The sequence below is a fragment of the Mycobacterium palustre genome, assembly GCF_002101785.1.
Taxonomy (GTDB): Bacteria; Actinomycetota; Actinomycetes; order Mycobacteriales; family Mycobacteriaceae; genus Mycobacterium; species Mycobacterium palustre.
The window spans coordinates 23,846-48,333 of the sequence record NZ_LQPJ01000157.1; the positions used below are offsets into that span (position 1 = coordinate 23,846).

Annotated in this window: 24 protein-coding genes, 1 tRNA gene and 4 pseudogenes; 19 read left to right on the forward strand and 10 right to left on the reverse strand. The window is 62.7% G+C overall.

The features are described from left to right. Nucleotides 1-11: 11 nt before the first annotated feature. Nucleotides 12-103: pseudogene (locus tag AWC19_RS31715) on the forward strand (mycothiol-dependent nitroreductase Rv2466c family protein); the annotation flags it as partial. 158 nt (nucleotides 104-261) lie between these two features. Here the strand turns inward: AWC19_RS31715 and AWC19_RS28570 are convergent. After that, a complete protein-coding gene (locus tag AWC19_RS28570) occupies nucleotides 262-1,530 on the reverse strand; it encodes an HNH endonuclease (RefSeq protein WP_085081425.1) in 1,269 nt (422 codons plus the stop codon). A gap of 46 nt (nucleotides 1,531-1,576) precedes the next feature. Here AWC19_RS28570 and AWC19_RS28575 point away from each other — a divergent pair, with 46 nt between their 5' ends. From AWC19_RS28575 to AWC19_RS28585, 3 genes and pseudogenes are all read left to right on the forward strand, one after another. Next, nucleotides 1,577-1,933, forward strand: coding sequence for a DUF488 domain-containing protein (locus tag AWC19_RS28575; protein ID WP_085081426.1), 357 nt, complete (start codon nucleotides 1,577-1,579; stop codon nucleotides 1,931-1,933). A gap of 30 nt (nucleotides 1,934-1,963) precedes the next feature. Further along, nucleotides 1,964-2,380, forward strand: a pseudogene (locus AWC19_RS28580) (LLM class flavin-dependent oxidoreductase); the annotation flags it as partial. A gap of 106 nt (nucleotides 2,381-2,486) precedes the next feature. Then, nucleotides 2,487-3,131: a GNAT family N-acetyltransferase gene (locus AWC19_RS28585; protein ID WP_085081427.1), complete on the forward strand. Its 645-nt coding sequence runs from the start codon at nucleotides 2,487-2,489 to the stop codon at nucleotides 3,129-3,131. Here the strand turns inward: AWC19_RS28585 and AWC19_RS28590 are convergent. Genes AWC19_RS28590 through crcB (AWC19_RS28600) form a run of 3 tightly spaced genes read right to left on the reverse strand, consistent with a single transcriptional unit; the run spans nucleotide 3,125 to nucleotide 5,000 of the window. Then, nucleotides 3,125-4,234 (reverse strand): DUF190 domain-containing protein, encoded by a 1,110-nt coding sequence (locus AWC19_RS28590; RefSeq protein WP_085081428.1) that lies wholly within the window; start codon nucleotides 4,232-4,234, stop codon nucleotides 3,125-3,127. The two genes, AWC19_RS28585 and AWC19_RS28590, sit on opposite strands and share 7 nt — an antisense overlap. Next, a complete protein-coding gene (gene crcB, locus AWC19_RS28595) occupies nucleotides 4,231-4,605 on the reverse strand; it encodes a fluoride efflux transporter CrcB (RefSeq protein ID WP_085081429.1) in 375 nt (124 codons plus the stop codon). The genes AWC19_RS28590 and crcB (AWC19_RS28595) overlap by 4 nt, the downstream gene beginning before the upstream one ends. Then, complete coding sequence (crcB, locus tag AWC19_RS28600) at nucleotides 4,602-5,000, reverse strand: fluoride efflux transporter CrcB (RefSeq protein WP_085081430.1); 399 nt, start codon at nucleotides 4,998-5,000, stop codon at nucleotides 4,602-4,604. Before crcB (AWC19_RS28600) ends, crcB (AWC19_RS28595) begins: the two co-directional genes overlap by 4 nt. Before the next feature lie 79 nt (nucleotides 5,001-5,079). Here crcB (AWC19_RS28600) and pgm point away from each other — a divergent pair, with 79 nt between their 5' ends. The 3 genes from pgm (at nucleotide 5,080) to AWC19_RS29505 (ending at nucleotide 7,484) form a co-directional block, all read left to right on the forward strand. After that, nucleotides 5,080-6,717, forward strand: coding sequence for a phosphoglucomutase (alpha-D-glucose-1,6-bisphosphate-dependent) (gene pgm, locus AWC19_RS28605; RefSeq protein WP_085081431.1), 1,638 nt, complete (start codon nucleotides 5,080-5,082; stop codon nucleotides 6,715-6,717). Nucleotides 6,718-6,867: 150 nt separating this feature from the next. After that, nucleotides 6,868-6,943 (forward strand) — tRNA-Ala (locus AWC19_RS28610). A 331-nt stretch (nucleotides 6,944-7,274) separates the two neighbouring features. Continuing rightward, nucleotides 7,275-7,484 (forward strand): hypothetical protein, encoded by a 210-nt coding sequence (locus AWC19_RS29505; protein ID WP_142281469.1) that lies wholly within the window; start codon nucleotides 7,275-7,277, stop codon nucleotides 7,482-7,484. A gap of 72 nt (nucleotides 7,485-7,556) precedes the next feature. Here the strand turns inward: AWC19_RS29505 and AWC19_RS31720 are convergent. The 3 genes and pseudogenes from AWC19_RS31720 to AWC19_RS28625 form a co-directional block, all read right to left on the reverse strand. Beyond that, nucleotides 7,557-8,621 (reverse strand): annotated as a pseudogene (locus AWC19_RS31720) (recombinase family protein); the annotation flags it as partial. Further along, nucleotides 8,618-9,238, reverse strand: a complete 621-nt coding sequence (locus tag AWC19_RS28620; RefSeq protein ID WP_245849410.1) for a helix-turn-helix domain-containing protein — start codon at nucleotides 9,236-9,238, stop codon at nucleotides 8,618-8,620. The pseudogene AWC19_RS31720 and the gene AWC19_RS28620, both read right to left, overlap by 4 nt. After that, nucleotides 9,204-9,704 (reverse strand): annotated as a pseudogene (locus AWC19_RS28625) (antirestriction protein ArdA); the annotation flags it as partial. The gene AWC19_RS28620 and the pseudogene AWC19_RS28625, both read right to left, overlap by 35 nt. A gap of 150 nt (nucleotides 9,705-9,854) precedes the next feature. On the opposite strand from AWC19_RS28625, the gene AWC19_RS28630 reads away from it, so the two are divergent. The 3 genes from AWC19_RS28630 to AWC19_RS29530 all read left to right on the forward strand — a co-directional run bounded on the left by AWC19_RS28630 (nucleotide 9,855) and on the right by AWC19_RS29530 (nucleotide 10,920). Beyond that, nucleotides 9,855-10,118 carry a hypothetical protein gene (locus AWC19_RS28630; RefSeq protein ID WP_085081434.1) on the forward strand — a complete coding sequence of 88 codons (264 nt, stop codon included), beginning with the start codon at nucleotides 9,855-9,857 and terminating at the stop codon, nucleotides 10,116-10,118. 104 nt (nucleotides 10,119-10,222) lie between these two features. Continuing rightward, complete coding sequence (locus tag AWC19_RS29525) at nucleotides 10,223-10,585, forward strand: hypothetical protein (RefSeq protein ID WP_142281471.1); 363 nt, start codon at nucleotides 10,223-10,225, stop codon at nucleotides 10,583-10,585. Nucleotides 10,586-10,641: 56 nt separating this feature from the next. Continuing rightward, nucleotides 10,642-10,920: a hypothetical protein gene (locus tag AWC19_RS29530; protein ID WP_142281472.1), complete on the forward strand. Its 279-nt coding sequence runs from the start codon at nucleotides 10,642-10,644 to the stop codon at nucleotides 10,918-10,920. A 75-nt stretch (nucleotides 10,921-10,995) separates the two neighbouring features. Here the strand turns inward: AWC19_RS29530 and AWC19_RS31350 are convergent, their stop codons facing one another. Next, nucleotides 10,996-11,118: a hypothetical protein gene (locus AWC19_RS31350; RefSeq protein WP_264072595.1), complete on the reverse strand. Its 123-nt coding sequence runs from the start codon at nucleotides 11,116-11,118 to the stop codon at nucleotides 10,996-10,998. 316 nt (nucleotides 11,119-11,434) lie between these two features. Here AWC19_RS31350 and AWC19_RS28640 point away from each other — a divergent pair, with 316 nt between their 5' ends. The 7 genes from AWC19_RS28640 to AWC19_RS28670 all read left to right on the forward strand — a co-directional run bounded on the left by AWC19_RS28640 (nucleotide 11,435) and on the right by AWC19_RS28670 (nucleotide 21,496). Beyond that, a complete protein-coding gene (locus AWC19_RS28640; RefSeq protein ID WP_085081436.1) occupies nucleotides 11,435-14,029 on the forward strand; it encodes a type I restriction endonuclease subunit R in 2,595 nt (864 codons plus the stop codon). Next, nucleotides 14,026-15,459, forward strand: a complete 1,434-nt coding sequence (locus AWC19_RS28645) for a class I SAM-dependent DNA methyltransferase (RefSeq protein ID WP_085081437.1) — start codon at nucleotides 14,026-14,028, stop codon at nucleotides 15,457-15,459. Before AWC19_RS28640 ends, AWC19_RS28645 begins: the two co-directional genes overlap by 4 nt. After that, complete coding sequence (locus AWC19_RS28650) at nucleotides 15,456-16,388, forward strand: restriction endonuclease subunit S (protein WP_085081438.1); 933 nt, start codon at nucleotides 15,456-15,458, stop codon at nucleotides 16,386-16,388. Before AWC19_RS28645 ends, AWC19_RS28650 begins: the two co-directional genes overlap by 4 nt. A gap of 308 nt (nucleotides 16,389-16,696) precedes the next feature. Further along, nucleotides 16,697-18,601, forward strand: a complete 1,905-nt coding sequence (locus AWC19_RS28655) for a KAP family P-loop NTPase fold protein (RefSeq protein ID WP_245849413.1) — start codon at nucleotides 16,697-16,699, stop codon at nucleotides 18,599-18,601. A 249-nt stretch (nucleotides 18,602-18,850) separates the two neighbouring features. Further along, nucleotides 18,851-19,438 carry a hypothetical protein gene (locus AWC19_RS28660; RefSeq protein WP_245849417.1) on the forward strand — a complete coding sequence of 196 codons (588 nt, stop codon included), beginning with the start codon at nucleotides 18,851-18,853 and terminating at the stop codon, nucleotides 19,436-19,438. A 379-nt stretch (nucleotides 19,439-19,817) separates the two neighbouring features. Beyond that, complete coding sequence (locus AWC19_RS28665) at nucleotides 19,818-20,735, forward strand: 7-cyano-7-deazaguanine synthase (RefSeq protein WP_245849418.1); 918 nt, start codon at nucleotides 19,818-19,820, stop codon at nucleotides 20,733-20,735. Further along, a complete protein-coding gene (locus tag AWC19_RS28670; protein WP_211285025.1) occupies nucleotides 20,732-21,496 on the forward strand; it encodes a TatD family hydrolase in 765 nt (254 codons plus the stop codon). The genes AWC19_RS28665 and AWC19_RS28670 overlap by 4 nt, the downstream gene beginning before the upstream one ends. 15 nt (nucleotides 21,497-21,511) lie before the next feature. Here the strand turns inward: AWC19_RS28670 and AWC19_RS30195 are convergent, their stop codons facing one another. Both AWC19_RS30195 and AWC19_RS29790 read right to left on the reverse strand, forming a co-directional pair. Further along, on the reverse strand, nucleotides 21,512-21,943 hold the full coding sequence (locus tag AWC19_RS30195) for a helix-turn-helix domain-containing protein (RefSeq protein WP_211285026.1): 432 nt from the start codon (nucleotides 21,941-21,943) through the stop codon (nucleotides 21,512-21,514). Between the two features lie 152 nt (nucleotides 21,944-22,095). Continuing rightward, a complete protein-coding gene (locus AWC19_RS29790; RefSeq protein ID WP_158090947.1) occupies nucleotides 22,096-22,272 on the reverse strand; it encodes an RICIN domain-containing protein in 177 nt (58 codons plus the stop codon). 562 nt (nucleotides 22,273-22,834) lie between these two features. On the opposite strand from AWC19_RS29790, the gene AWC19_RS28680 reads away from it, so the two are divergent. Together AWC19_RS28680 and AWC19_RS28685 are read left to right on the forward strand one after the other, a co-directional pair. Then, nucleotides 22,835-23,134, forward strand: a complete 300-nt coding sequence (locus tag AWC19_RS28680; protein ID WP_085081441.1) for a hypothetical protein — start codon at nucleotides 22,835-22,837, stop codon at nucleotides 23,132-23,134. A 728-nt stretch (nucleotides 23,135-23,862) separates the two neighbouring features. After that, nucleotides 23,863-24,207, forward strand: a complete 345-nt coding sequence (locus AWC19_RS28685) for a hypothetical protein (RefSeq protein WP_085081442.1) — start codon at nucleotides 23,863-23,865, stop codon at nucleotides 24,205-24,207. Nucleotides 24,208-24,488 lie beyond the last annotated feature (281 nt).

Below are 24,488 nucleotides of genomic sequence, written 5' to 3' on the forward strand. Positions count from 1 at the left end.
AGGCCGTGGCGATGAGCACCGTGGTGGATTTTCACTTCGACCCGATGTGCCCGTTCGCCTACCAGACCTCGCTGTGGGCCGCGACGTTCGTCAACAGCTGGGCAATTCTTCAGCCTCGAGGAGATCGACGCCGCGGTTTTGGATGCGGCGCTGGGCGACTCGACCACCTTGGGCCCGTCCTGGTGGATCCGCCGACGGGGCCGGCGCCCTACCCTCGACGGGCGCGACCGGGTCAGCATCAACCGCGGCGAGGTCGTCGACCTAAGCCGCGTGCTTGGCCAGCGCGATGCCGATTCGTAGTTCGACACTGCTGTACTCGACGGTGGGCCCCCGGGGCGGGGCCGCCGACCGGTAGGTCGCACCCGTTGGTGTGGTGAATTCGGCTGTGTGCGTGTGGTTTTCGCCGATTTCGGCGGTGACACGCCAGCCGGGCGCTTCCTTGGTGTAGTTGCATCGCTCGCACGAACCCACACCGTTGGCCGCGGAGGTGGGGCCACCCCGGGCCCACGGTTGAGCGTGGTCGCGGTGTCGGATCGGTGCATCGCAGTACGGGGTGCGACAACGGCCGTCCCGCAGCTCGATGAACGCGGCCAGCCCGCGTGGAAACAGCCGCGCGCGTGATTCCATCGCCACCAGCGCCCCGGCCCGGGGATGCGCGTAGAGCCGGCGCAGCGTCGCCCTCGAGCGCCGATCAAAGATGGCGTTCGAGACCATCGATCGGGCAACCGCCGCGGGGATCGGACCATAGCCGCTGATGTCGGCCGGCGCACTGCCCCCGCCGAGCAGCGTTTCGTCGGTGAGCACCAGGTTGACGGCGATGGGAGTCGGGACCGCCGCGTCGCGCCCGGTGACCCGCTCGACGAGAGCGTCGGCCATCACCTGGCCGCGCGAGCGGTCGTCGAAGGTGGTGTCGGCGGCCCGCTTGAGCGCCGCGTACACCGCGACACCCTGGGTGACCGGTAAGAGGGCGGTCAGGTACGTCATGGTGTCGGGGGCCGGCCGGATGGTCACCGTGCGCTCGGATTCGGCCTTGGCCGCTCGTTCGACGACGGCGTGTGGGTCCAGCCGGTAGGCGATGGACTTGGCCGCGGCGGCTACCCGCGCATCGCCCATGCCGTCCAGCCGGGCCGGGTCGGCACACAGCTCGGCGTCCAGTGCGCGGCGGGCATCGATGTCCAGGCAGGCGCTCTCGCGCACGATCAGCGTGGCCCGCCACTCCGACAGCGCCCCGCATTCCAGCGCCGCGAGGGTGTGCGGCATCTCGTGCACCAGGGCTTTGGCGAACCCGAGGTGCCGGCTGCCCCGGGCGGGCGAATCCCGCCGCGCCAGGGCGATCTCGCTGGCCACCCCGCGTCCGCGCCGGGCGGCCGGCACTCCGGCGGCGGCCTCGTTCGAGCGCCGCAGCGCATCGAGCTCCGCGGCGGCACGCGCCTGAGCTGCGGCGGCCGCCGACTTGGCCCGCTCCAGCTCGGCGATCCGCGCGATCAGCGCGGCCTCGCCGGCGCGGGGGTCCCGACTCGATTCGAACATACTTTCGACCATAGCACGGGCCACTGACGTCGCTACGCTGAGCGCTATGGCCGCCAAAAGCCGGATCCGGGTGGCGCGGGTGTACGACGAGATCGACCCGGACGAGGGCCAGCGTGTCCTGGTGGATCGCATCTGGCCGCGCGGGATCCGCAAGGACGACCCGCGCGTCGGCGTCTGGTGCAACGACATCGCGCCGTCGAAGGAACTGCGGGAGTGGTACCACCACGAGCCGGAGCGGTTCGACCAATTCGCCGCCCGCTACGCCGAGGAGTTGGGCGACAGCGCGGCACTGGCCGAGCTGCGAAAGCTGGCCAGGCGTGGCGTCGTGACCCTGGTGACGGCCACGCGCGAAGTGGACGCCAGTCATGCCGCGGTGCTGGCGAAGGTGCTCAGGGGCGGCTGAGCGTCGTGAGACGATCGTGCGATGCGGCTCGGACGGCACGTTGTTATGGTGGACCGGCCCGCATCGCGCTAGCTGTATTCGGTCGACGGCGTGATATCCGTTCCGGCGCAGTCGGATTGGCTAGGTCCGCTGATCGCGTTGAGCTTCGCCGCCGCCTCGTCGCGGGTCGGCGTTGCGACGGGTGTCCTGCTGCTGCCGGAGCACAACCCGGCCGTGGTGGCCAAGCAGGCCGCGAGCCTGGATCGGTTGACCGACGGGCGCCTGGCGCTCGGCGTGGGCGTCGGCTGGTCCAGCGAGGAGTTTGCCGCGCTCGGGGTGCCGTTCGAGCGCCGCGCCGCCCGTACCGCCGAATATGTCGCGGCGATGCGGACGTTGTGGCGCGACGACGATCGTCGCATCCCGATTGTGGTTGGGGGCAACAGCGATCCGTGTCCGCGGCGCTGTGCGACCCCAGCGTCGGCGACGTTGGCGCGCTGGCCGCCGACTAAGTTTCGGCGCTCGCCGACCGGTGGATGGGTGCGCTGTAGCACTTTGGGTAGGCTCCCGGTCTGAGATGAGCGAAACCGAAGTGATCTTGCCGCGGCAGCTGACCGACATCAGCGACGAGGTCCGCAACGTCCCACCGCCACCCATGCCAGAGGTGCCAGCACCGTACGCGTTTCGGCTGGCCGACCCGGACGCCGACGCCGAGATGATCGCCGAGTGGATGAGCCGGCCGCACCTGGCCCAAGCGTGGGAATCGGTGTGGCCGGCGTCGCGCTGGCGGCGATACCTGCGGGCCCAGCTCGAGGGCGACTACTCGCGACCGTTCGTCGCCAGCCTCGACGGGGTGGACCACGGATATGTCGAGTTATACCGGGCCGCAAAGGATTCCATCGCCACCCGGTACCAGTGCGATCCCTACGACCTGGGCCTGCACGCCGCCATCGCGACCCTGGAATTCACCAACAAGGGGATCGCCCAGTACCTGCTGCCGCATTTCGTGGCCAGCGTGCTCGGCGCCGAGCCGCAGTGCCGCCGGATCATGTTCGATCCCGATCACCGCAACACGATGGCGCGCCGGTTCTGCGAGGCGGGTGGCTGCGTGTTTTTGGGCGAGCACGACATGTCGAACCGGCGGATGGCGCTGTACGCGCTGCCCCGGACCCCCGACGACGTGCCCAAGCTTCGCGGCGGCCAGACACCCGGGCGTCAGTAGTCGTGCTGTGCCAGCGTGATGTCGCCGAGCCGTTGATTCTCGTCGAGCGATAGCGCCGCGGGCACGATCTCGCTGGTCACCAGCCCGTGGCGGCTTGTCACCTCGTCCACAATGTCGAAGCTGCGCGCGATCGACTCGGGGGTGTCGACGATGATGGTGGCCACCGGGACACGCCGCGCGAGCTGAAACAGCTTGTCGCCGTGGGGTTTATGGTCTCCGTGAAACCCCCAGATGCCACGCAGCACGGTGGCCCCGCGGGCCGTTTGGGAGCGCAGCAGTCGCTGCACGAGCGCGCGGTGCAGCGGCAGCCCGTCGTGCATGGTGGCCTCGGCGGTGTAGACCATCAGCTTTTGCCACAAGGTGCGCCCGTGGTCGTCGGTCGCGGGCAGCCGCTGGGGGCGTCCGAACAACTCGCCGTCGCGCTTGCACAGCCGCACCCGCTCCACGGTCAGCAGCGGGTCGGGCACCATGGCGGCCAATTCCGTTGCCGCCGTTGCGACCTGGGAGGTCGACCCGATGGCGATGATCATCAGCGGGACGTTGACGTTGCGGCCGAAAAAGTGGGCCCGGTAGCGCTCGCCGTGAGCGGTGCCGTCGACGCCGAGAAGCACGATGGCACCGGCAAACCCGTGCCGATGCAGCAGGTCGCAGATGGCGTAATACGCCGGTTTTCCGGCGATGCGCTCGCGTCGGCCCACGTAGACGGTGAGCTTCGCGGCGTCGCCGTGATTTCCGTCGTTCAAACTTTCGAGGTCGCGCGCGGCGTCGGTGCCCAGTCGCCGGCTTACCAGTCGGGCCCGCTCGAGGGTGATCAGCCCGCGGCCGGTCATGGAGGCCACGTCGTCGAGCAGGGTACGGACCTTGGGCTCGACGTCGACCGCGGCGACCGTCACCGCCGGGTCCTCGGACAGGCTCAGCGAGATGTCGTTGCGCAACTCGTGGCGTGGCCCGAAACTGGCTATGCCACGCAGCATTACGCTGGTCGCGACGTCGCCGGCGCCGAACAGGTCCAGCATCGCGTCGGCCAGGAACCGCCTGCCCTGGCCGGCGGCGCGCTGTCGCTCGCCGAAGTAGGCGGTCAGCTTCAGGCACGGCTGGTTCATAGGTGCTCCGCAACCCATTGTCCGAGCAGCGCGGCGGCCAAGCCCAGGACGGCGCTGACGACGATGTTGAGCAGCGCCGCCCACGTTTGGCGCTCCTCGCCGAGCCGCTGGGTCTCGAGCATCCACGTGGAAAAGGTGGTGTAGGCCCCGACGAACGCGGTGCCGGCCACCAGCGCCGCGTCCTTGTCGAGGGCCAACCCGCCGATCAGGCCCAGCAGCGCGGCGCCGCTGACGTTGACCGCCAGCGTCCCGAACGGAAACGGCTGGGCCAGGCGCCGGGACACCGAGCGATCCACCACGAAGCGCAGCACCGACCCGATGCCGCCGATGAGCACCACCCCTGCCCAAACCAAGGCCGTCTCCGCCGTCACGGGCGCACCCGCACGCGGCGGACCAGGGCGGTGGCCGCGTGCACCGCCAGCAGCCCCAGCACGATGCTGCTCGCGGTGTAGCCGACGGCCAGGGCCCAGTGGCCGTGCTCGATCATCTTCAGCGTCTCGACCTGCATCGTGGAGAAAGTCGTTAACCCGCCGCACAATCCGGTGCCCAGCAGGGGGCGCCGATAGCTCGACAACGGCAATCGCTCCAGCAGCCGGGTGGTGAAGTAGCCCACCAGGAAGGCGCCGACGATATTGACCGCGAACGTCGGCCACGGCCAGCTCGCCGGGTCGTCGACGGTCAGCGTGCTCAGCGCGGCACGGGCCAGCGCGCCCAGCGCCCCGCCTGCGAAAACCGCGGCCAACTCGCGATAGTCGGGTTGTGCCACGGCTCGATCCTTTCCGGCGGGTGAACGCTTCGCAGCATAGAGCGACACGCGCGTCGAGCGACGCGCAGAATTGGTAACCATGGCCCACCCGCGCGCCGGTCAACCGGCCCAGCCCGAAGACCTCGTCGATCTGCCGCACCTGGTGACGGCGTATTACTCGATCGAGCCCGACCCCGACGACGTCGCCCAGCAGGTTGCGTTCGGCACGTCGGGTCACCGCGGGTCGGCGCTCAATGGCGCGTTCAACGAGGCCCACATCGTGGCGATCACCCAGGCCATCGTCGAGTACCGCGCGGCCCACGGCACCACCGGGCCGCTGTTCATCGGCCGCGACACCCATGGGCTCTCGGAGCCGGCGTGGGTGTCGGCGCTGGAGGTGCTGGCCGCCAACGACGTCCTCACCATGATCGACTCGCGGGACCGGTACACGCCGACGCCGGCCGTGAGCCACGCGATCCTGACGTACAACCGCGGACGCACCGAGGCGCTGGCCGACGGGATCGTGGTCACGCCGTCGCACAACCCGCCGTCCGATGGCGGCTTCAAGTACAACCCGCCCAATGGCGGGCCCGCCGACACCGACGCGACGAACGCAATCGCCAAGCGCGCCAACGAGATTCTGCGCAGCCGATCCGGAGTCAAGCGGGTGCCGCTGGCCCGCGCGCTGGGCGCCGTGGAGCGCTACGACTACCTGGGTACCTACGTCGACGACCTGCCCAACGTGGTGGACATCGCCGCGGTTCGCGAGGCCAAGGTGCGGATCGGGGCGGACCCGCTGGGCGGCGCCAGCGTCGACTACTGGGGCGAGATCGCGCAGCGGCACGGCCTGGACCTGACGGTAATCAACCCGCTGGTGGACGCGACGTGGCGGTTCATGACGCTGGACCACGATGGCAAGATCCGGATGGACTGCAGCTCGCCGGACGCCATGGCCGGGCTTATTTCGATAATCGCCACCTCGGACCGCTACCAGATCGCCACCGGCAACGACGCCGACTCCGACCGGCACGGCATCGTCACGCCCGACGGCGGGTTGCTGAACCCGAACCATTACCTGGCCGTGGCGATCGACTACCTCTACAACCACCGGCCGTCGTGGCCGGAGGGCATCGCCGTGGGCAAGACGGCGGTCAGCTCGTCGATCATCGACCGGGTGGTCGCCGGCATGGGCCGCAAGCTGGTCGAGGTGCCGGTCGGGTTCAAGTGGTTCGTCGACGGCCTGATCGGCGGCACCATCGGCTTCGGGGGCGAGGAGTCGGCGGGGGCGTCGTTTCTGCGCCGCGACGGGTCGGTGTGGACCACCGACAAGGACGGCATCATCCTGGCCCTGCTGGCCTCCGAGATCCTGGCCGTCACCGGGTTGAGCCCGTCGCAGCGCTACCAGGAGCTGACCGCGAACTACGGCACCCCGTTCTACGCCCGGGTCGACGCGCCGGCCGACCGGGAGCAGAAAGCCCGGCTGTCCAGGCTGTCGCCGGAGGAGGTGGGCGCCACCAAGCTGGCGGGGGAGCCGATCACCGCGAAGCTGACGACCGCGCCCGGCAACGGCGCCCCGCTGGGCGGGCTGAAGGTGACGACGGCCAACGCGTGGTTCGCCGCCCGGCCGTCGGGCACCGAGGACGTCTACAAGATCTATGCCGAGTCCTTCAACGGGCCCGAGCATCTGGCCGAGGTGCAGAAGGTCGCCCGGGAAGTGGTGAATTCGGTCATCGGGTGAGCGCCCGTCGCGTCACATCCGTCACTCGGGCCCCTGGGAGGGCGGGCATAGGCGATCCGTGAATCCGCTGGCGCATGCGCTACCGGTGCGGCCCTCACCAGCGACTTTGAACGGCCCGTGGCAGTGGTGTAGCTTCGATGGGCACGACTTGGGGCTATGGCGCAGCTGGTAGCGCACCACACTGGCAGTGTGGGGGTCAGGGGTTCGAGTCCCCTTAGCTCCACCAAATAGGTACTTATCAAACCCTGAACACGAGACCAACCAGGAGAATTCTCACCCCGGTCGTTGGTCTCTTTTTCAGTCTGACCTGTGGTTGCCGCAGGTTGTTGTTGCTGGAGTTCTCGTACTTCGCGCGCCGCCGCGTGAAGGGTCTCGAGGGTCTCGCTGCGCTCTCCTGCTAGCGCCATGTCCTGGTACTGGACATTGACGTAGATTCGTTCGAACCAGGCCTGGTTGTACACGCGGCGCAGCTGAACGCCGGCCTTGTTGTAGGCCACTCCACAGTTTCGGATCAGCTCAATCGTGCCCATCAGAACGTCTTCGCCCGCCGAATTAGCTTGAGCGATCTGGCTGCGTTGCTCTTCCAGGCTTGCAAGTCGGCGTGCAAGCTGCTGTTGCTTCTCTCGGGCAATATCTGCAGGGACGACGCCATCCATGGCTTGGTCAGCCCACTTGTAGCGCTGCCGTTTGATTTTGCCGATCTCGCGATCCAGCACGCTACGTTGCTCGGCGGCGGCGCCCTGCGCTGCCCGCAGTTGATCGCGTAGCCCTTCGGAAATCTGCGGGATTCCGACGCGTTCCCATTCGTCTTGCTCATGTTGCCACAGTTCGTCGACCTGCTCTTCGATCTTGTAAAGCGGTACGTATGGCAGGTCGCATCCGTTCTGGCCGCTATGACGACCGGTGCAGGCGAAGTACTCGTAGGTTCCGCCGCGTCGCCCTTTGGTGATCATGTACAACATTCGCGATTTGCATCGCTTGCAGAACAGGCTCCCCGTTAGGTAGTGCAGGTGCTTACGCTGCTGTACGCCCGCTTGATTGTGTGAGCGCAGTGCTTCCTGGACACGCTCGAAAGTCTCTTCATCGATGAGGGGCTCGTGGCTTCCTTTGTGCTTGACGCCGCGGAAGGTGACGTACCCGGCGTAATAGCGGTTTTGCAGCATTGCGTGCAGTTGTGTTCGCCTGATTGGCTTTTCGATCTGCTTCTGCGTCGCACGTTGGGTGAAGCCGCGTACCTCCAACGCCGCAGCCAGGCGGCTGAGGCTCCACTCGCCGGTGGCATAGGCTTCGAACGCCCAGCGGATGTCGTCAGCGCGCTCGGGGTCAATGATGACGTGACGATTCTCCCGCCCGTTGACGAATTCACGGACGTTCAGGTAGCCGAGCGGCGCACGGGAGATGGTGCCGCCGGTGCGCGCTTTCTGTGTAAGACCCTTCACAACCTCCTGTGCAAGATTGCGGGAGTAAAACTCGGCGATGGAGCTCATAATTCCGTGCAGCAGCGCCCCTGAAGGCGTCTCGTCGATGTTCTCGGTGACGGAAACCAGCTTTGCACCCGCCTTCTGTATCGCGAGGTTGATCTCAACGTCGTCGACTCTGTTTCTGGCCAGTCGGTCAACCTTGTAGACGATGACGTAGTCGCAGGGCCTTTTCCGGAGAAAGTCGAGCATCTGTTGGAGTTCGGGTCGAGCCGCCGAACGGGCCGATTCACCCGCGTCTACGAACTCCATGACGACGGTAGCCCCGAGTGCCTCCGCCCTTTTCGTGCAGGCGTCGCGCTGGGCTGGTATCGAAAAGCCCTCAGCTTCACCACCTCGTTGCGCCTGGTCCTTTGTTGATACGCGCAGATAGATGACTGCGGCGGCCGGCGTGCTCGAGTTTTCATCTGTACGGGCATCGCTCATTGAGAGGCTTCCTTTAGCGGTAAATCGAGCGCGTCGCTCGATGTCGAGGCGGCACCGAGCGGACTCTCTCCCGCATCAATGCCGACGATGCCCCATTTGCCTGCGACAGCTTCGAAATACGCCTCAATCTCTCGCAGTGCCCCGTCGGGCAACTGGGGGTATTTGGCGCGGAGATAGGGCCCGAATGAGGGCAACTCCCGACTTGGAATCCATCCAACAGTTGCAAAGAGATCGACGGCCGGGATGCCGAGGACCCCTCCGATGGCCGTGAGGCTCTCCGCTCTTGGGGTGGGAATTGAGCCTTGCTCGATTCGCCATACTGTCCCAGGGTCAACAAGGGCTCTACGAGCGACTTCATTGACACTGAGGCCTGCCTCTGCACGCTTTCTTGAGAGCAAGCCTACTAATTGTCGCGTCTGTTCTGGCGTCATGAAAAATGTCTCCCTTACTACGTCCCATTGTACAATGGATTGTTGAATTAATTCAATAAAGAAAGACAATTTCACAACGCGCATAATTCGCGTAGTATCTGCTAAATAGACGACGACCTCAATTGATGGCGCTTCGGTGGCTGATAAAAGGTTATACATCGCCTTTAAAGATCCAGACGCCATCATCGGAGCTCCCGACCGGGTGGATTTGGCCGTCCTGCTCCATGTCGCGGGCGAGCGCTTTGGTATCGAAGCGCAAGTAGCGCCGCAGCGCGTCCGGCAGCTTCGCCAGTTCGGCGGTGTAGCCGAGGTCGTCGATGAGCTGCTCGGCATAATCCTGCACCGAGTCGTAGCGGCCGAGGTACGCCTCTGTGAAGTCGTCGAAACGCTCCGGGGTGGCTTCGTTGACTTCCGCCCAGGCAGCGAAGGCGTAGCCGTGCTCCTTGATGCCACGTGCGATCCCCGCGACAAGTTCGATCGGGTCGTTTTCGTGAATGCGCCACTGCCCGAACTGGTCGTAGTCGTGGATGGCGAACTCTTCCGCGCCGGGCTGCCGTGACTCGGCCAGCATGGCGTCGATGTCTGCCCGGATGTCGGCTGGTTCGCGGGCTGCGTCGATCCACGCGCCGTGAAGGACACCGTTGTTGTAGTCAGCGAGGCTCGCCTACGACCGGACGCACCAGAACATGAACACCATCCGCAAGGTAATGAACGAGAGAGATTACTGATGGAAGATTTCTAGACAGTCGAGCGATGGTTCGGTGCCCTGGACGTCGGGATCGCCATCGGCCTCATCGGGCTGGTGCTGTGCATCGCCTATTTGACGCTGCTCAAACTCGGCGATTGGTTCATCAAGGACGATGACTTCCAGCGGCCGAAGTCCTTCGATGAGCAGTTGGCTGACGAAAGAGCTGCACGCGCACACCAGGAAGCACTCGCAAGAATCCGACGCTACAACGAAGAAGCGATGACCGACGCCTACGTGGATGAGCAGTTCAACAACATCCAGCGTCGTGCGGCGGCAGAAGCTGCCATCAAGCGGTTCAAGCAGATTCCACCGCAATAATTAACTTCATCAGTACGCGATTAGGGGGCACCGGAACGGACAAGGGTGCCCCCCTTTTTTTCCTGACATCACAAGTTGAATCGATCTGTACACGAGGCGTGACCATGTCAGATTTTGGAACCGGCAGGGATCAGCGACGGTCTGACGAAGCACCTCCGCCGATCCCGCGAAATAGTCCCCGCGTACAGCTCGAACCGGTCGACGGACTGCGGCTTGAATTGACTTGGTACAACACAGTTTTCCGGCTCTACCATCATCCGTACCGGCCGATGGCGCATATCGAAATCGCCACGCCGCAAGGCGTCACTCGCACGTTCTTTTTAGAACACGACCGTACCTACGAGGAGTTGATCTATGAGAAGCAATTTCCAGTCCGTATTGATCCCGAGCCGGACGACGAAGTGGTCGCAGATTATTTGTCGATGATGACCACGAAAATAGAGGAAGATGTTGACAAGCTTTATTGACGGCGCGATGGGAGCGGGGTCAACAGGTAGTCGCTCAGACCGGCAAGATGCCCAGAATGTCCCAGCGCGACTTTTATTTGCGGATGCGTGGCTCGGTGATTGCAGGTGCTGACTATCAGGCGAACGAGGCCGGTGCCGCCAACCTTGTCGAGCCATGCCTTATGTGCTCTGCGGATGTCCTGCCGCACCCACTGAGCGGGCGCGATGTAGTACTCAGGATTTTCGCCCGAGCGGTCGACAAAGACCCAAAAGTGCTTCTTCGTGGGGTCGTCGCCGGACTTGGCAGAATCGCGCAGGAGGTAGGCGTGCCAAAGATCCGCTGCGCCGTGTCTTGACCTGAATGCCGACCGTTTCCCGCTGTTCGACGTCGCTCGCCAGGATATCGATACTCGGCGTGTTGCCGCTGAACGTCACGGCGTAGCCACCTCGCCGGTGATCTCGGCCGCAACGTAGTGCTCGCCCGCGCCAGCAACTTGATTCGGCCGCAGCTTGACATGGGTTGGCGATGCGCCTGAATTTGCCGTCTTATTCATCTACTCTCCTAATGCGTGTTGGAGCTGCAGCTAAGTCCTCGCCAACAGATTCATCGGGCGGCCGATCCGATCATCCTCGGATGTCACAAGGCTGGTTTACCCTCAAATGCCCGAGCTAAAGCGTGCTCCGAGTCCGCTCAAGCAGCCCCTGAACTGGTAAAACGACAGATATTTTGCTAAATGACAATGATTATCAATAACAACCGGAATAGAGTGCTCGATAGCAACGATGGAGAGCGAGAAGGCGACACGGCAAGCCCGCATTGACCCGCGGTTAGCGGCGGCGGGCTGGGCAGTCACGCCGTTCGATGCGTCGATGGCTGCCGACATTCCCTCCGGGAAGGCCGTCGAAGAGTGGCCGACCGATGTCGGCCCCGCTGACTATGCGCTTTGCGATGAACATGCACTGCGTGGCGTCGTAGAAGCCAAGAAGCTGACGGTCGGTGCGCAAGGCATATTGCCGCAGGCCGAGCGCTACGCCAGGGCGATAAAAATTGATCAGGCGTGGCAGGGTGAATTCGGTGTGCCGTTTCTTTACTCAACCAACGGCGAAGAGACATGGTTTCACGATGTACGGCGTCCGCAGAACCGCTCGCGCAAGGTGGCTGCGTTTCACACACCGAACGCCCTGAGAGAGCTGCTCGAACGCGACGTTGAGGCAGAGTTCGCCAAGCTGCGCACAATCCCGCTGAATCCGAAACTGCGGCCGTATCAGGTCGAGGCCAACACAGCCATCGAGCAGAGTATGGCCAACGGTAAGCGCAAGATGCTGGTGACGATGGCGACAGGTACCGGCAAGACGCTGATGACAGTCAATGAGATCTATCGACTCATGAAGTCAGGCGTCGCCCGTCGTGTGCTGTTCCTGGTCGACCGCCGCGCACTGGCCGCGCAGACGGTGCGAGCCTTCGCCAGTTTCGAAGCTGAGCCGGGTCTCAAGTTCGACAAGCTCTACCCACTTTATTCGCAGCGTTTCCAACAGAATGACTTCGATAAGGACGAGAAGTTCGACCCGAACGTGATGCCAAATTCACTGCTCACGAACCCGAAACTCGGTGACGCGTTTGTCTACGTCAGCACCATCCAGCGGATGAGTATCAACCTGTTCGGTCGCGACGCCGGGATTCACTTTGGCGAAGGGGACGGCGGCGACGAGGACGCCAACAAGCTCGACATCCCTATCCACGCCTTCGACCTCATCGTGGCCGACGAATGCCACCGCGGATACTCGGCCAAGGAGCTCGCGGTATGGCGGGACACGCTGGATTGGTTTGACGCCATCAAGGTTGGGCTGACGGCAACGCCGGCTGCCCACACCATGGCCTATTTCGAGAACTTGGTCTATCGCTACGACTACGAGCGTGCAGTCCGCGAGGGCTACCTCGTGGACTACGAAGTCGTACGCGTGCGCAGCGATGTACGCATGAACGGGGTCTTCCTCAACGAGGGCGAGCAGGTCGACCAGGTGGACCCTGATTCCGGCGCCCGGCAACTCGATCTGCTCGAGGATGAGCGTGCCTATGACGCCTCAAAGGTGGAGCGAGAAATAACGGCACCCGACAGCAATCGCAAGGTGCTGGCCGAACTGAAAAAGTACGCCGAAGCGCACGAAGCCGAAACCGGTCGCTTTCCAAAGACGCTTATCTTTGCCGCCAACGATTTGCCGCATGTGTCGCACGCCGATCAGTTGGTGGAGCTGGCCAAGGATGTGTTTGGCCGGGGCGAGTCGTTCGCGGGCAAGATCACCGGACGCGTTGATCGGCCGCTGCAGAAGATCCGTGAGTTTCGTAATCGGCCAAACCCGAAAATCGTTGTCACGGTTGACCTTTTGACGACGGGCGTCGACATACCCGATCTTGAGTTCCTGGTGTTCCTGCGGCCGGTCAAGTCCCGCATCCTGTTCGAGCAGATGCTCGGCCGCGGCACCCGCCGCTCGACTGACTTGCTGCCACCGAAGACGAACTTCGTCGTCTTCGACTGTTTCGACGGCACCCTGCTCGAGTACTTCCGGGCCACCACCGGCATGACAGTTGAGCCGCCCGAGGGAGACAGCAAGACGATCGCTCAGATCGTCGAGGACATCTGGCAAAACCGCGACCGCGACTACAACACCAAACGCCTCGTCAAGCGCCTGCAGCGCATCGACAAGAATATGAGCGGCGAGGCCCGGGAGCTGTTTGCCCGCTTCATCCCTGATGGCGACGTCGCTGCTTTCGCAGAGGATCTACCCGCCAAGCTGCGCGGCGACTTCGCGGGTACGATGAAGATCCTGCGTGACGCCGACTTCCTCAAGCTTTGTGTCGAGTATCCGCGCGCGAGAACACACTTCGTTATCGCCTCTGGCGTAACCGACACTGTCGAATCCGAGGTCATGATCAAAGCCGGTATTGGCAAGGAGTACAAGCCCGAGGATTATCTGCAACTGTTCGTCCGGTTCGTCGAGGAGCACGAGCGCGAGATCGAAGCGGTGCAGATTCTGATTGGTCGGCCGAATGACTGGAGTGCGGATGCTCTACGCGAACTGCGAGACGCGTTGAGTCAGGCGCCGGAACACTTCACCGACGACAATTTACAACGGGCGTTCAAAGCGACCCATCACAAAGCGTTGGTCGACATCATCTCTATGGTCAAGCGCGCAGCCATTGACGAGTCACCGCTGCTGACAGCCGAGGAAAGGGTCAACGCCGCCGTAGCCAAAGTCGCCGCCGGTCGTCAGCTGACTGACGATCAAACCAAGTGGCTGGAATACATCCGCCAACACCTGGTGGAAAACCTCAGCATCGAGCGGGAGGACTTCGAAGTCATCCCCATCCTGTCCGCACGCGGTGGATGGGGACGAGCTAATCGAGTGTTCGACGGAAAACTTGATGAACTGATCAAAGAACTGAATAAGGAGCTTGTCGCCGCATGACAACTGGTGATGTCGTAAACAAACTTTGGGGCTTCTGCCACGTCCTGCGTCACGATGGCGTCGACTACGGCGACTACATCGAGCAGCTGACGTATCTGCTGTTTATCAAGATGGCGGACGAGCGCGGTGCGGAACTACCCGAGCACACCGACTGGCCATATCTGCGTAAGCAGTCCGGCAGTGACCTGCTCGACGCCTATGTCGAGGCGTTGCGCACGTTGGGCAAGGAACACGGCATTCTCGGCGACATTTTCTCCGGCTCGCAGAATCGTTTCGGAAATCCGGTCAACCTGAAAAAGCTCATCGGCCTGATCGATGAGACCGAGTGGACTGCCATCGATACCGACGTCAAGGCTGCAGCGTTCGAGGGGCTACTAGAGAAGGCTGCCAGCGAGGGCAAGAAGGGTGCCGGTCAGTACTTCACCCCGCGCATCCTCATTCAGTCGATGGTGCGCTGCATGAAGCCCGACCCTCGCCTGAGCAAGGACTTCAAGATCTGCGACCCGGCCGTCGGTACGGGCGGATTCCTCATCGCTGCATATGAGTGGCTGAAGGCTGAGACCAAAGGTGGTGCGCTCGACCGTGATACGGCCAAGCGCATCCGTACCCAGACCTACTACGGCAACGAACTTGTGCAACGCCCTCGTCGGTTGGCGCTGATGAATCTCTACCTGCACCAGGTCGAGCCGCACATCACGCTTGGCGATTCGATCTATGAGACACCGGGCAACCAGCGCTTCGACGTCATCCTGATGAATCCGCCATTCGGCACAAAGGGGGCGGCCCAGGCTCCAGACCGAGAGGACTTCGTCGTCCAGACGAGCAACAAACAACTCAACTTCCTGCAACACATCCTGACCACCCTCAAGAAGGGCGGCCGCGCTGCTGTGGTTGTACCCGACAACGTGCTGTTTGCCCAGCAGGCTGGGGAGGTGTTCCATGTGCTCATGGAGGACTGCGACGTACACACCGTCTTGCGTTGTCCGCGAGGCACATTCAGCCCGTACACCGAGGGCACCAAGACCAACGTCATCTTCTTTACCAAAGGCAGGCCGACCGAGCGCACTTGGATCTATGACGCCCGTTCCAACGTGCCAAAGATCACCAAGAAGAGTCGGCCGCTTAGTCCCAAGCACTTCGCCGAGTTCGAAAAGTGCTACGGCGACGACCCCAACGGACTAAGCAAGCGATCTGAGAAGCAGTCTGCGGAAGGGCGCTGGCGCAGCTTCACTATCGACGAGGTCAAGGAGCACCACTACAAACTCGACGCCTTCAAGTGGATCCGCGACGAGGAACTCGACGACCCCGACGAGCTGCTCGACCCCGAGGAACTCATCACTGGGGCGATGGAGGAACTCCACCTTGCTCTCGACGACCTTGCCGACATCCAAAAGGTGTTGGAAGGCAACGGCAACGGAGGACCAGCGTGAACGTAATCGACGCGAACACTCTCCCGGGAGGATGGCACCACGTTCGTGTGGGTGACGCACTCAGACTTCAAAATGGCTGGGCCTTCAAAGCAAATGAGTGGACGTCCGACGGACGACCTATCATCCGAATCCAGAATCTCAAGTCACCAGATGCGACGTTCAGCCACTTCAACGGTGTACTACCGGAGAAGTTCGCTGCTAGGCGTGGCGATCTGCTCTACGCATGGTCCGGAACGCCGGGTACGTCCTTCGGTGCGCATATCTGGGACGGCCCAGACGCGTGGATCAATCAGCACATCTTTCGTGTCGACTTCTCCGATGAGCAGTTTGACCGCGATTTCTTAAAGCTGGCCCTCGACGTAAACACACGGGCTTACATTGAGCAGGCCCAGGGGGGAGTCGGATTAGCTCACATCACAAAGGCGAAGCTCAACGACTCTCTTCTGCCTATACCTCCGCTAGCACAGCAACGATTAATTGCTGGAGCAGTACGCGCGATCGAGGCGAAGCGGCAGTCCTCGGCGACACATCTCGCAGTAGCACATCGCGCGGTCGAGCACTTTCGTCAAGCCGTCCTCGCCACCGCATACAGAAGAGCGGTCGAGGACGACGCATCCGAAGGCCTAATGCCACTCGCTGCGATCCTTCGAGAGCCACTCAAGAACGGTTACTCGGCTCGGCCGGTCAGCCATGAGACCCCCTTTCGTGTTCTCACGCTGACGGCGACCACAAGCGGCTACTTCGACGGTAGGCACTTTAAGTACACCGATGAGTCATTCCCGCAAGACTCACCGGTCTGGCTGAAGCCAGGCGACATTGTCATCCAACGGGGGAACACGGCGGAATACGTCGGCGTGCCAGCACTATACGACGGCGAGCCGAACGCATACATCTATCCCGACCTGATGATTCGAGCCCGAGTTCGTTAGGACATCGACCCACGCTTCGTCTGGTACATGCTGCTCGCGCCTCAGGCGAGACAGTACCTGCGACAGCGTGCTACCGGATCCGCTGGGAACATGCCAAAGATCAATCAAAAGGTGCTGAATACGGTCCCCGTACCACTTCCTAGCTCGGCAACGAGGTCCGAGATCATGTCTCGGCTCGATGCTGCACTCGATCTAGCCGACAGAATCGAAGGACGGTTTCGGTCAGCATCGAAAATCATCGACCGCAGCTCCCAAGCCGTCCTCGCCAAAGCCTTCCGCGGGGAGCTAGTCGGTTCGGGAGAGCTGTCGTGAGCGTCCGGCCTGTTCGCCTCTGGTCTGATGAGCCTTCGCCGGTCGACTTACTGGCATTCGGCGCGGTAGCTGAGACGGCAGTCGAGGCCGTGCTCGATGACACCCTCGATCCGATAGCGCTTGGTGTTTCTGGCCCGTGGGGGAGCGGCAAGAGTACGGTGCTCCGGCTCATCGAGAGCGACCTGAAACAGCGCAGCACCCCTCACGAGAACGAGCAGATTCTCGTAGTCCAGAGCGATCCGTGGCGCTACGACCCCTCAGTCGGGGCCAAAGCAACGCTTATAAGCGAGGTGCTGACCGCACTTCAGGAGGAGTTGAAGCGCAAGGGTGGCGCATCGGAGAAGGCACAGAACCTCCTAAAGAAGCTCGCCAAGCGCGTCAATTGGGTCAAAGCGTTGAAAGTTGCAGCGAGGTCGTCGATCACCCTGCAGTTGCCAAACCTCGATGATCTGAGCGGCCTCATCAACGAAGAGTCTGTCGATGGTGACGAGGGTGAGAGCAAGACACTGGACGAGTTCAGGACCGAGTTCGCCGAACTTCTCAACGACGACGCACTCGTTCACGTCAAGCGTGTGGTTGTCCTGGTCGACGACCTCGACCGCTGCCTGCCGGAAACGGTTGTCGAGACCTTGGAAACAATGCGCCTCTTCCTGTCCGTTCCCAAAATGTCGTTCGTCATTGCGGCGGACGAGGACCGCGTCGCGGACGCTCTCCGTGATCGCTATCCACGAAGCGAACCCAGCGACGAGGAAGAGGAGCCGGCTCGGCTCTACCTCCATAAGATCGTCCAGACAACTCTGAAACTGCCAGCGCTGAGCCGATTCGACACCGAGGCGTATCTGTTGCTGTTGCAGTTGCAGAACCGCCCACAGGCTGACTTGAGCCCCGACGCTTTTGCCGACATCCTGAGCGGCTGCACCGAACTGCGTACCAAGGCGGGCTCGCTCGATGATCTAAGAGTGCCAACCGGTCTCGACATCACCGGTGAGCGGCAGTTCGCGACTCGCCTGACACCGATACTCTACGAGAAGCTGCGCGGTAGCCCGCGTCGGGTCAAGCGCTTCCTCAATGACCTTAACGTCCGAGCGTCAATTGCCCGCCGTCGTGGTATTGAGCTCGACATCGCTGTGGTGGCGAAACTCATGGTGCTGGAACTGCTTTTGCGGGACGGGTTCAACAAGGTCCTGGACTGGCTGGCCCGCGGCGAGCTGCGTGACAGGCTGGCCGAGCTTGAGCGTCTGGCTGGGCGGGTTGATAGCGGGCCCTCGACCGAACAGGAAGCCGTTGCGGCTGAGTCGAAAGACAACGTTGAAACCCCAAAGGCAAGCAAGAAGACAGCGGCCAGCAAGACGCCCCAGGAAGCACCCAAGGAGAAGACCGAGGAGTTTTCGGATAACTTCGTTCGGTGGGCCAAGTTGCCACCCCCAATGGCGAGCATTGACCTCAGCCCTTACCTTCACCTGGCCGCATCGTTTGGCAGTACGCCGCTTATTGACATCGGCTTGCCGGAGCGGCTACGCGATATTGCGGCCAACCTCCTCTCTTCTTCGCGCATCGAGCAAAAGGCAGTGACCGATGACGACCTGCGGGCGCTTGGCGGCACCGATGCCGTCACCCTGATCGAGCATCTAGGCCGGATAGCCCGCGACCGACCGACCGAGATGAGCCGTGCGGTCGGGGGAATTTTGCGCATCACCAACGTCGTGCCTGCCGCTGTGAACAATGCTGAGAAGGCACTAAAGGGTTTGCCCGTTGCGGACATTCGTCCACCAGTCATCTTGCTTTTCAGAGGCAAGCCCGCAACCCAGTTCGCTGCAGTGCTAAGTGACTGGTCAAGCCGCACGTCCGATCAGCCGCTCAAGAACGCTATCGCCGGCTTGGCGACACAGGGAGCTAGCTAGATGGGCACTAGTGGGGCCTACGGCGGCGCGGGGGGTAAAGCGGGTCGCGATGTGGCGGCTGGCGCCGACGAGTGGATCGACAGCCTCACCGGCGGGGATGCCAGTGACGGCACAGGTGTCGATACTGATGGAACTACTGATGGCAGCGATGGCAAGGAGGTAGTCGAGCTACCGCCTCAGTTGGTGTCTGGTGCGCTGGCGCAGCTGCGTCCACGAGCCCCTAGCGGTGGTGGCAGTGGAGTCGGCGGGATGTCTGGCGGCGGCCGTGTGCGGGGATCAGGCAGTAGTGGTGGCGGCCGAAGCGGTGGACTGCGACGTTCGACAACTCGTGCTGCCGGTACAGCCGGACGAGCCGGTGCGGCGGCATACGCCTACGCCACCGGCGACCGAGCCGGCCTAGCCGCGCTGGGGCTCGACTTCGACAGCCTTAGGGCGCTCGGTGATCCGATCGAGGTAACGCGCCGCATCGTCGAGGCCGCCTGTGGACCGTTGGCCAACGGAACCCTGGAAGAGCACGAAGAGCGCTATGTCGCTGCCAGTGTCGCCGAGTGGGTGCTCGAACAAGCGGACGGAGGCAGCCCTCCCACGCCTGAGGATATTGCTCGGCATTCGATTGCCACGGTTGTTGCTGAGGTTCTCGTCACGGAGATGAACAAAGCGCTAAACGAGCGGCCAGATGAAGTCGCCGCCGTGGCCGAGGCGGAGTTGTTCGAGGCGGCCGAAGTACTTGCCAGCAAGGCGGAGCTATCCGTGAATGGGGCCACCGAAGCCGAACTGTCGAAGGCTATCCAGGACGGCATTGGCACACTGGAGCAGATCTACGGAGTGAGCAGCTAGCATGCCTGACTTCACACTCCGCTTGTCTGTACCCGCGGAGCCTAAGCCGGCCGAGCTGAGGGAGAACTTCTACTGGACGGCAGACGGGCCATCATCATTCGAGGGGCCGTACGGGCCTCGGTTGGGCAAGCTAGGACCAGTTCGCACAGAGAACACCGACTTCGTGAGGTTGGCACTGCTTGTGTTTGCGGCCGACCGAACAACGCCGCGGTCGGGCGGCGGGTCAAATTGGTCACAGCGAGGATTTCGGCTGCGGGTTCCTGTTGGAAATCCGGAGCAGTGGCTCGCTGCCAGGGCCGAGCTCGAACACCTGCTCAATTTTCTGACGGGCGATGCATGGACGTTGGACTTCTATCGCGCTCGTCCACCGAAGGAGCCCGTGGCTAAGCAGCTGCCATTGGTCGCTCCGAAGCGGGTTGTCCTCCTGAGCGGTGGTGCAGACTCTGCCGTTGGTGCGTTGCTCTCGCGTTCGCAACTGGCCGCCGACGAAGGACACCTCTTGTTATCGCATGTCGGCGCGAAGAACCTGGCGCCAATCCAACGTGAGGTGGCCACGATAGCCGAGAAGTTGATACCGGGCCTGTCGCAAGCGCACTTGCAGATTGGTTTGCGCCGCAGCAGCAAACAGATCGACGGCTCCTCGTTTACCAACGAGCCTTCCAGCCGGTCGCGGTCGCTACTGTTTCTTAGCCTAGGTCTGGCGGCAGCATCTATCGACAGAGTGCCGCTGTGGATCCCTGAGAATGGCTTCGCATCGCTCAACCCCCCGCTCGATCCCAACCGACGCGGCAGCCTGTCGACCCGTACAACGCACCCCGCGTTTCTGGAGGGCCTGGCGCACGTCCTGGCTGGTGTTGGAGCCCACGGCGAGATTCACAACCCATTCACCGAGATGACGAAAGGTGAAATGTTTGCCAAGGCAGCCGAATTGGTAGGTAGCGACGAGGCGGCGGCGTACCTGAGCGCGACCCACTCGTGCGGCCTGACCGGCCAGCGAGCGTTTGGGGTGCCGGTAACGAAACAGTGTGGCGTTTGTTTCGGGTGCGTCGTGCGACGAGCTTCATTCAAGGCCGCGGGGCTCCAAGACGCCACCGCCTACATCGATCTCGACACCAGCACCAGGGTCAAGGGCTGGTTGACAAAGAACTCAGTCGAGCGCTCCATGCAAGGCTTCCTGCGACGCGGCGTGCGAACCCGTGACCTCGCGACCATGAGCCTGCCGCCGAGCTACCCGACTTCGGCCGCTGCTGAGTTGTGTCGGCGGGCATGTGCTGAGTTGGAGAACTACTTCACATGAGGACGCTGCCGGCGCTGGATCTCCACGCCCATATCGAACCCGCCATTGCGGCGCATGAACTCACCGCACTCGACGCCGCTGTGTTCGCGGTTACTCGGTCGCTAGACGAGGCAGAGGCGGCGCTGCGGCGCAACGACCCGACGACGGTTTGGGGTGTCGGATGCCACCCTGGCTTGGTTGTTGCGCAACGGGACTTCTCGGCCAAAAAGTTCGCAGGCCTCCTGGATGCCACCCCGTTCGCAGGAGAGGTAGGACTGGACGGGAAGTCACGGGTTGCGATGACGACGCAGGTTGCGACGTTTCGGTCGCTCCTTGAGATCCTGCGCGACAAGCCCCGTATAACCACCGTCCACAGCTACTCGGCGACAGGCAAGGTGCTAGATCTGATCGCCGAAGTCCGGCCGCTGGGCATCGTCTTGCACTGGTGGCTGGGTTCGCCGATAGAGACGATTCGTGCGGTCGACCTCGGGTGCTACTTCTCGGTCAACGCGGCGATGCTGAAGCGCGACGATGTTCTCGGATCGATCCCGCTCGATCGGCTGCTCACTGAGACTGACCACCCATTTGGAGATCGAAGATCCAACTCGGTACGTCGGCCAGGCGAGGTCGGTGAAGTCGAGATGGCTCTGGCGACCATGCACGGTCTGTCGAAAGAGATGATTCGTATCCAGCTTTGGAGAAACTTGCGGACAGTGGTGTCCGAGCTCGAGGTCGGCGCGATGCTGCCGAAGGAACTCCGAAGCCATCTGGCGGCGATCTGAGCCACACTTTTGCACCTAAGTTGGCCGACCATGCGTATCCCGCCGCGCAATCCCACGCGTGATGAGGTGCTTGCGGATCGTGGAGTGCTCGACACCGAAGCGGCGGCCGACTTGGACAAGTGAGACGCCCTGCTGATACATGGAGATTGCTTCGTCGATCTGCGCGCTGGTGAGAACGCGCTGCCGTCGCTCAACCCCGTGGCGATCAAGTATCGCCCGGACCGTTCGACGGTGAACGTCGAACTCACGCGCAAGTTGCAGCATGTTGCTTCCGGTCTTGTACTTTGTAATCAGGTCGGCTTGCTCCGCATCGGTAAGACGCCGCTGCGTCTGGAACGCTTTGACTGGCTGAATTTGCCGATCATCCGGGTAAAGTTGGCCCGGGTCACACATGAGGAGCCGTAGCAGGGCTTGATTATTTTTTGAATTGTGTCCTGATAGTCCCACCGATCAAGTGAGTCGCGTCATCGGCTACAGATCGCCCCGGCCATCGGCCGGGTTTTCTGTTGGTTGCGTCAGTAGTCTTTGTCGGGGTCGAAGTGGTGGCTGATCACGCTGCCGACGTCGAGGACCGTGTTCGTGTGGTCACCCGGATTCGACTAATAACCGTCGTCGAGGCGACCGAGGGCGAAGCGTTGATTGGCTTGCTCAGGAATGAGGAACCACTGCGCCAGCGGCGCCCCCAATGGGCCGGACGGGTACGAGATATCGATGTTCATGGTTTTGCCGGAGTGTCGATTTTCGACGATGTGCCCCTCAGCCGGTGGAACGGCCACCGCAGGAGCCGCTTTAGCAGGCGGCGCGGGGCAGCATCCTCGCGGATGTCGCGCACCAGATGCAAGAGTTCCGAAGCTCGCAAGCCACCGGATCCTGAACTCGCAGAGCTGATGTCGTCGTCACCGCGCAGCAAATAGTGGAATGCCTTGTGGCAGTTGTGATTTCGTCAACTAACATCAGATCAAGGTCCTACGCTGGATCGGCCACGGCTGCCCGGACGGTCGATGGACGGCCTTCGCTTTCAAGACGAGCGCCAACGCCCTCGCCGCGCGGCGCCTAATTGACAGTGTCGAAACGCGGGGGCAAGTGGAGCGCAGCCATCTTGCCCGCCGGCGAGTACCCCTGTGACACGGCCGATGTCCGCGAGGTCGTTGGGTGAAGGAGCCGTGATATTCCGAGTTACAGGAATTCCGTCAGCGGCTGGGGTCTCGTCGTTCTGGCTTTTGGTGATCCGCGAAGAGTCAAGGTAACGATCCAGGCTCCGCGGGACGCAACGGATGTGAACGGTGATCGTCGCATCGATTCTGCCGGCCTGTCGGCGGTGGCTGCGACGACAGCGGGATGGACGACGACCAGGACATTGACGACGAGCACCTTGAGTTGCCTGATGGCAGGAAGTTGCGGATCACCGGCAAGGCGCTGGAGTTCCTCGGTGACCACGACGAGTGCCCGTTTTGCATTGGCCGGGCCGCCGCACACCGTGGTGAGCCCGAGGACAGCAATCCGTACCCGGCAGTCGACGTGCCCGAGGGGTCGGTTGACTGGTACGAGACGGATTACGGCTTGTGGCTGGCGGGCCACGCCCTTGGCTCAACCGAGCCGGGAGGTCCGCTCTGGCATGAGCAGCCAAACCGCAGCTGACGCGGCGGCGCTGAGCCGTGGGTGCGTTACCGATTTTTCGCGTTCACCCGATTCCGATGTTCCATTTTTTCACCAGAGGCAATATCGCTACCAGTAATGAGTACGGGAGGGCGGCGCGAGATCATCGAAGGCCGATTGATCGCCATGACGCCAGCGGCTAAGTGCGGTGCGCAGGGCTATACGGTCACGGTGTCTATGGTTCCGGTTCTCCTGACGGTGTTGCGGACCGGCATGGCACATCCAGCAGGAGCAGACATTGGTGCCGGTGTAGCGGAAAACCCAGTGGCACGGTGTGGCCGGCGGCCACCGGTCCCATTTGGCCGGAGGTCGGCCGGGGAGGTCGCAGACGGCGTGATCAGATGCGTGCAAAGGTGCGGCAGCGAGATCGCCGCGGGCGAGTTGAACCCAGAGCGGACTATGAGCATCGGTGCGGGACAAAGGCAGAGCCTCCAGGGGACTTAACGCCCCTGCCCGCTACCCCCTGGATGAGGACGGACAGGGGCTGCGGTGTCTCCACCGAGTCCCGAGCTCTGCGATGTCCCAAGCTCACACGCCAAAGTTAGCAGGTGTGGCCGACACCGGAGCGGCTATGCAGGTCCGACGAAGTCGCGTCAGCTTTATCACCCAGGCGAGCACCCGCCGCTCGGAAATGACCCACCGGCATGATCACAAAGACGCCATCCCCGCAGGTAGAAGCACTAAACGCGGGCCGGCGGTAGGGTCGATGCATGGGTGGCGAGTTCGTCGAGATTCGGATAACCCCGCCCCGGGAATTCATCGAGCCGGTGCCAGAGGCCATCCGCCCGCGGCTGCTGGACTGGCAGGTAGATGCCAAGGGCAGGCACGTCGCCTCGCGCTACCGGATAACCCGGTACGAACAGGACGGCCAGCCGAGGTGGTGGTTGGACGGTACCGGCCAGCACCCGTGTACGAGCGACGACGTCGAGTACCTGAAGGACGTGGCCGAGCACCACGCCGGCCGACTGTTGCGCAGGCAGCGGTGGCGGCCCAAGAGCATGTACAACGGCGAGGAGCCGCCGCTGTGGCTGGGTGGTCAAGGCTGGTCCTCGTAAGACTGCAGGCGTTGTCACCGTCGAAAACGTTGAGGGCGTGCGCGATCGGTGAGGCCGAGAGATGCCGGTTTGGCTTCGCGATTCGAAATGAACACGTAATTCATTCGTTTCGGTAACGGCGCGGCATATCTTGGTTCGACCGGACGCGGGTTACCGTGTCGCCGTGCAACATCGCTGCGGGCGTGGATCGCCACCGCCGGCTTCTGGCAATGTCAACTTGAAGTGGCCCCAGTGTGACGGCTAGTTTTGGCCCCCCCTTCGCGGTGCGTTGGGATTTTCTG

Coding starts and splice junctions, on each gene's coding strand:
- AWC19_RS28570 (WP_085081425.1), bottom strand. CDS start 1,530: ATGTTCGAATCGAGTCGGGACCCCCGCGCCGGCGAGGCCGCGCTGATC.
- AWC19_RS28575 (WP_085081426.1), top strand. CDS start 1,577: ATGGCCGCCAAAAGCCGGATCCGGGTGGCGCGGGTGTACGACGAGATC.
- AWC19_RS28585 (WP_085081427.1), top strand. CDS start 2,487: ATGAGCGAAACCGAAGTGATCTTGCCGCGGCAGCTGACCGACATCAGC.
- AWC19_RS28590 (WP_085081428.1), bottom strand. CDS start 4,234: ATGAACCAGCCGTGCCTGAAGCTGACCGCCTACTTCGGCGAGCGACAG.
- pgm (WP_085081431.1), top strand. CDS start 5,080: ATGGCCCACCCGCGCGCCGGTCAACCGGCCCAGCCCGAAGACCTCGTC.
- AWC19_RS28620 (WP_245849410.1), bottom strand. CDS start 9,238: ATGATGGCGTCTGGATCTTTAAAGGCGATGTATAACCTTTTATCAGCC.
- AWC19_RS29525 (WP_142281471.1), top strand. CDS start 10,223: ATGTCAGATTTTGGAACCGGCAGGGATCAGCGACGGTCTGACGAAGCA.
- AWC19_RS29530 (WP_142281472.1), top strand. CDS start 10,642: ATGTCCCAGCGCGACTTTTATTTGCGGATGCGTGGCTCGGTGATTGCA.
- AWC19_RS31350 (WP_264072595.1), bottom strand. CDS start 11,118: ATGAATAAGACGGCAAATTCAGGCGCATCGCCAACCCATGTCAAGCTG.
- AWC19_RS28640 (WP_085081436.1), top strand. CDS start 11,435: ATGGCTGCCGACATTCCCTCCGGGAAGGCCGTCGAAGAGTGGCCGACC.
- AWC19_RS28645 (WP_085081437.1), top strand. CDS start 14,026: ATGACAACTGGTGATGTCGTAAACAAACTTTGGGGCTTCTGCCACGTC.
- AWC19_RS28660 (WP_245849417.1), top strand. CDS start 18,851: ATGTCTGGCGGCGGCCGTGTGCGGGGATCAGGCAGTAGTGGTGGCGGC.
- AWC19_RS28670 (WP_211285025.1), top strand. CDS start 20,732: ATGAGGACGCTGCCGGCGCTGGATCTCCACGCCCATATCGAACCCGCC.
- AWC19_RS28680 (WP_085081441.1), top strand. CDS start 22,835: ATGGACGACGACCAGGACATTGACGACGAGCACCTTGAGTTGCCTGAT.
- AWC19_RS28685 (WP_085081442.1), top strand. CDS start 23,863: ATGGGTGGCGAGTTCGTCGAGATTCGGATAACCCCGCCCCGGGAATTC.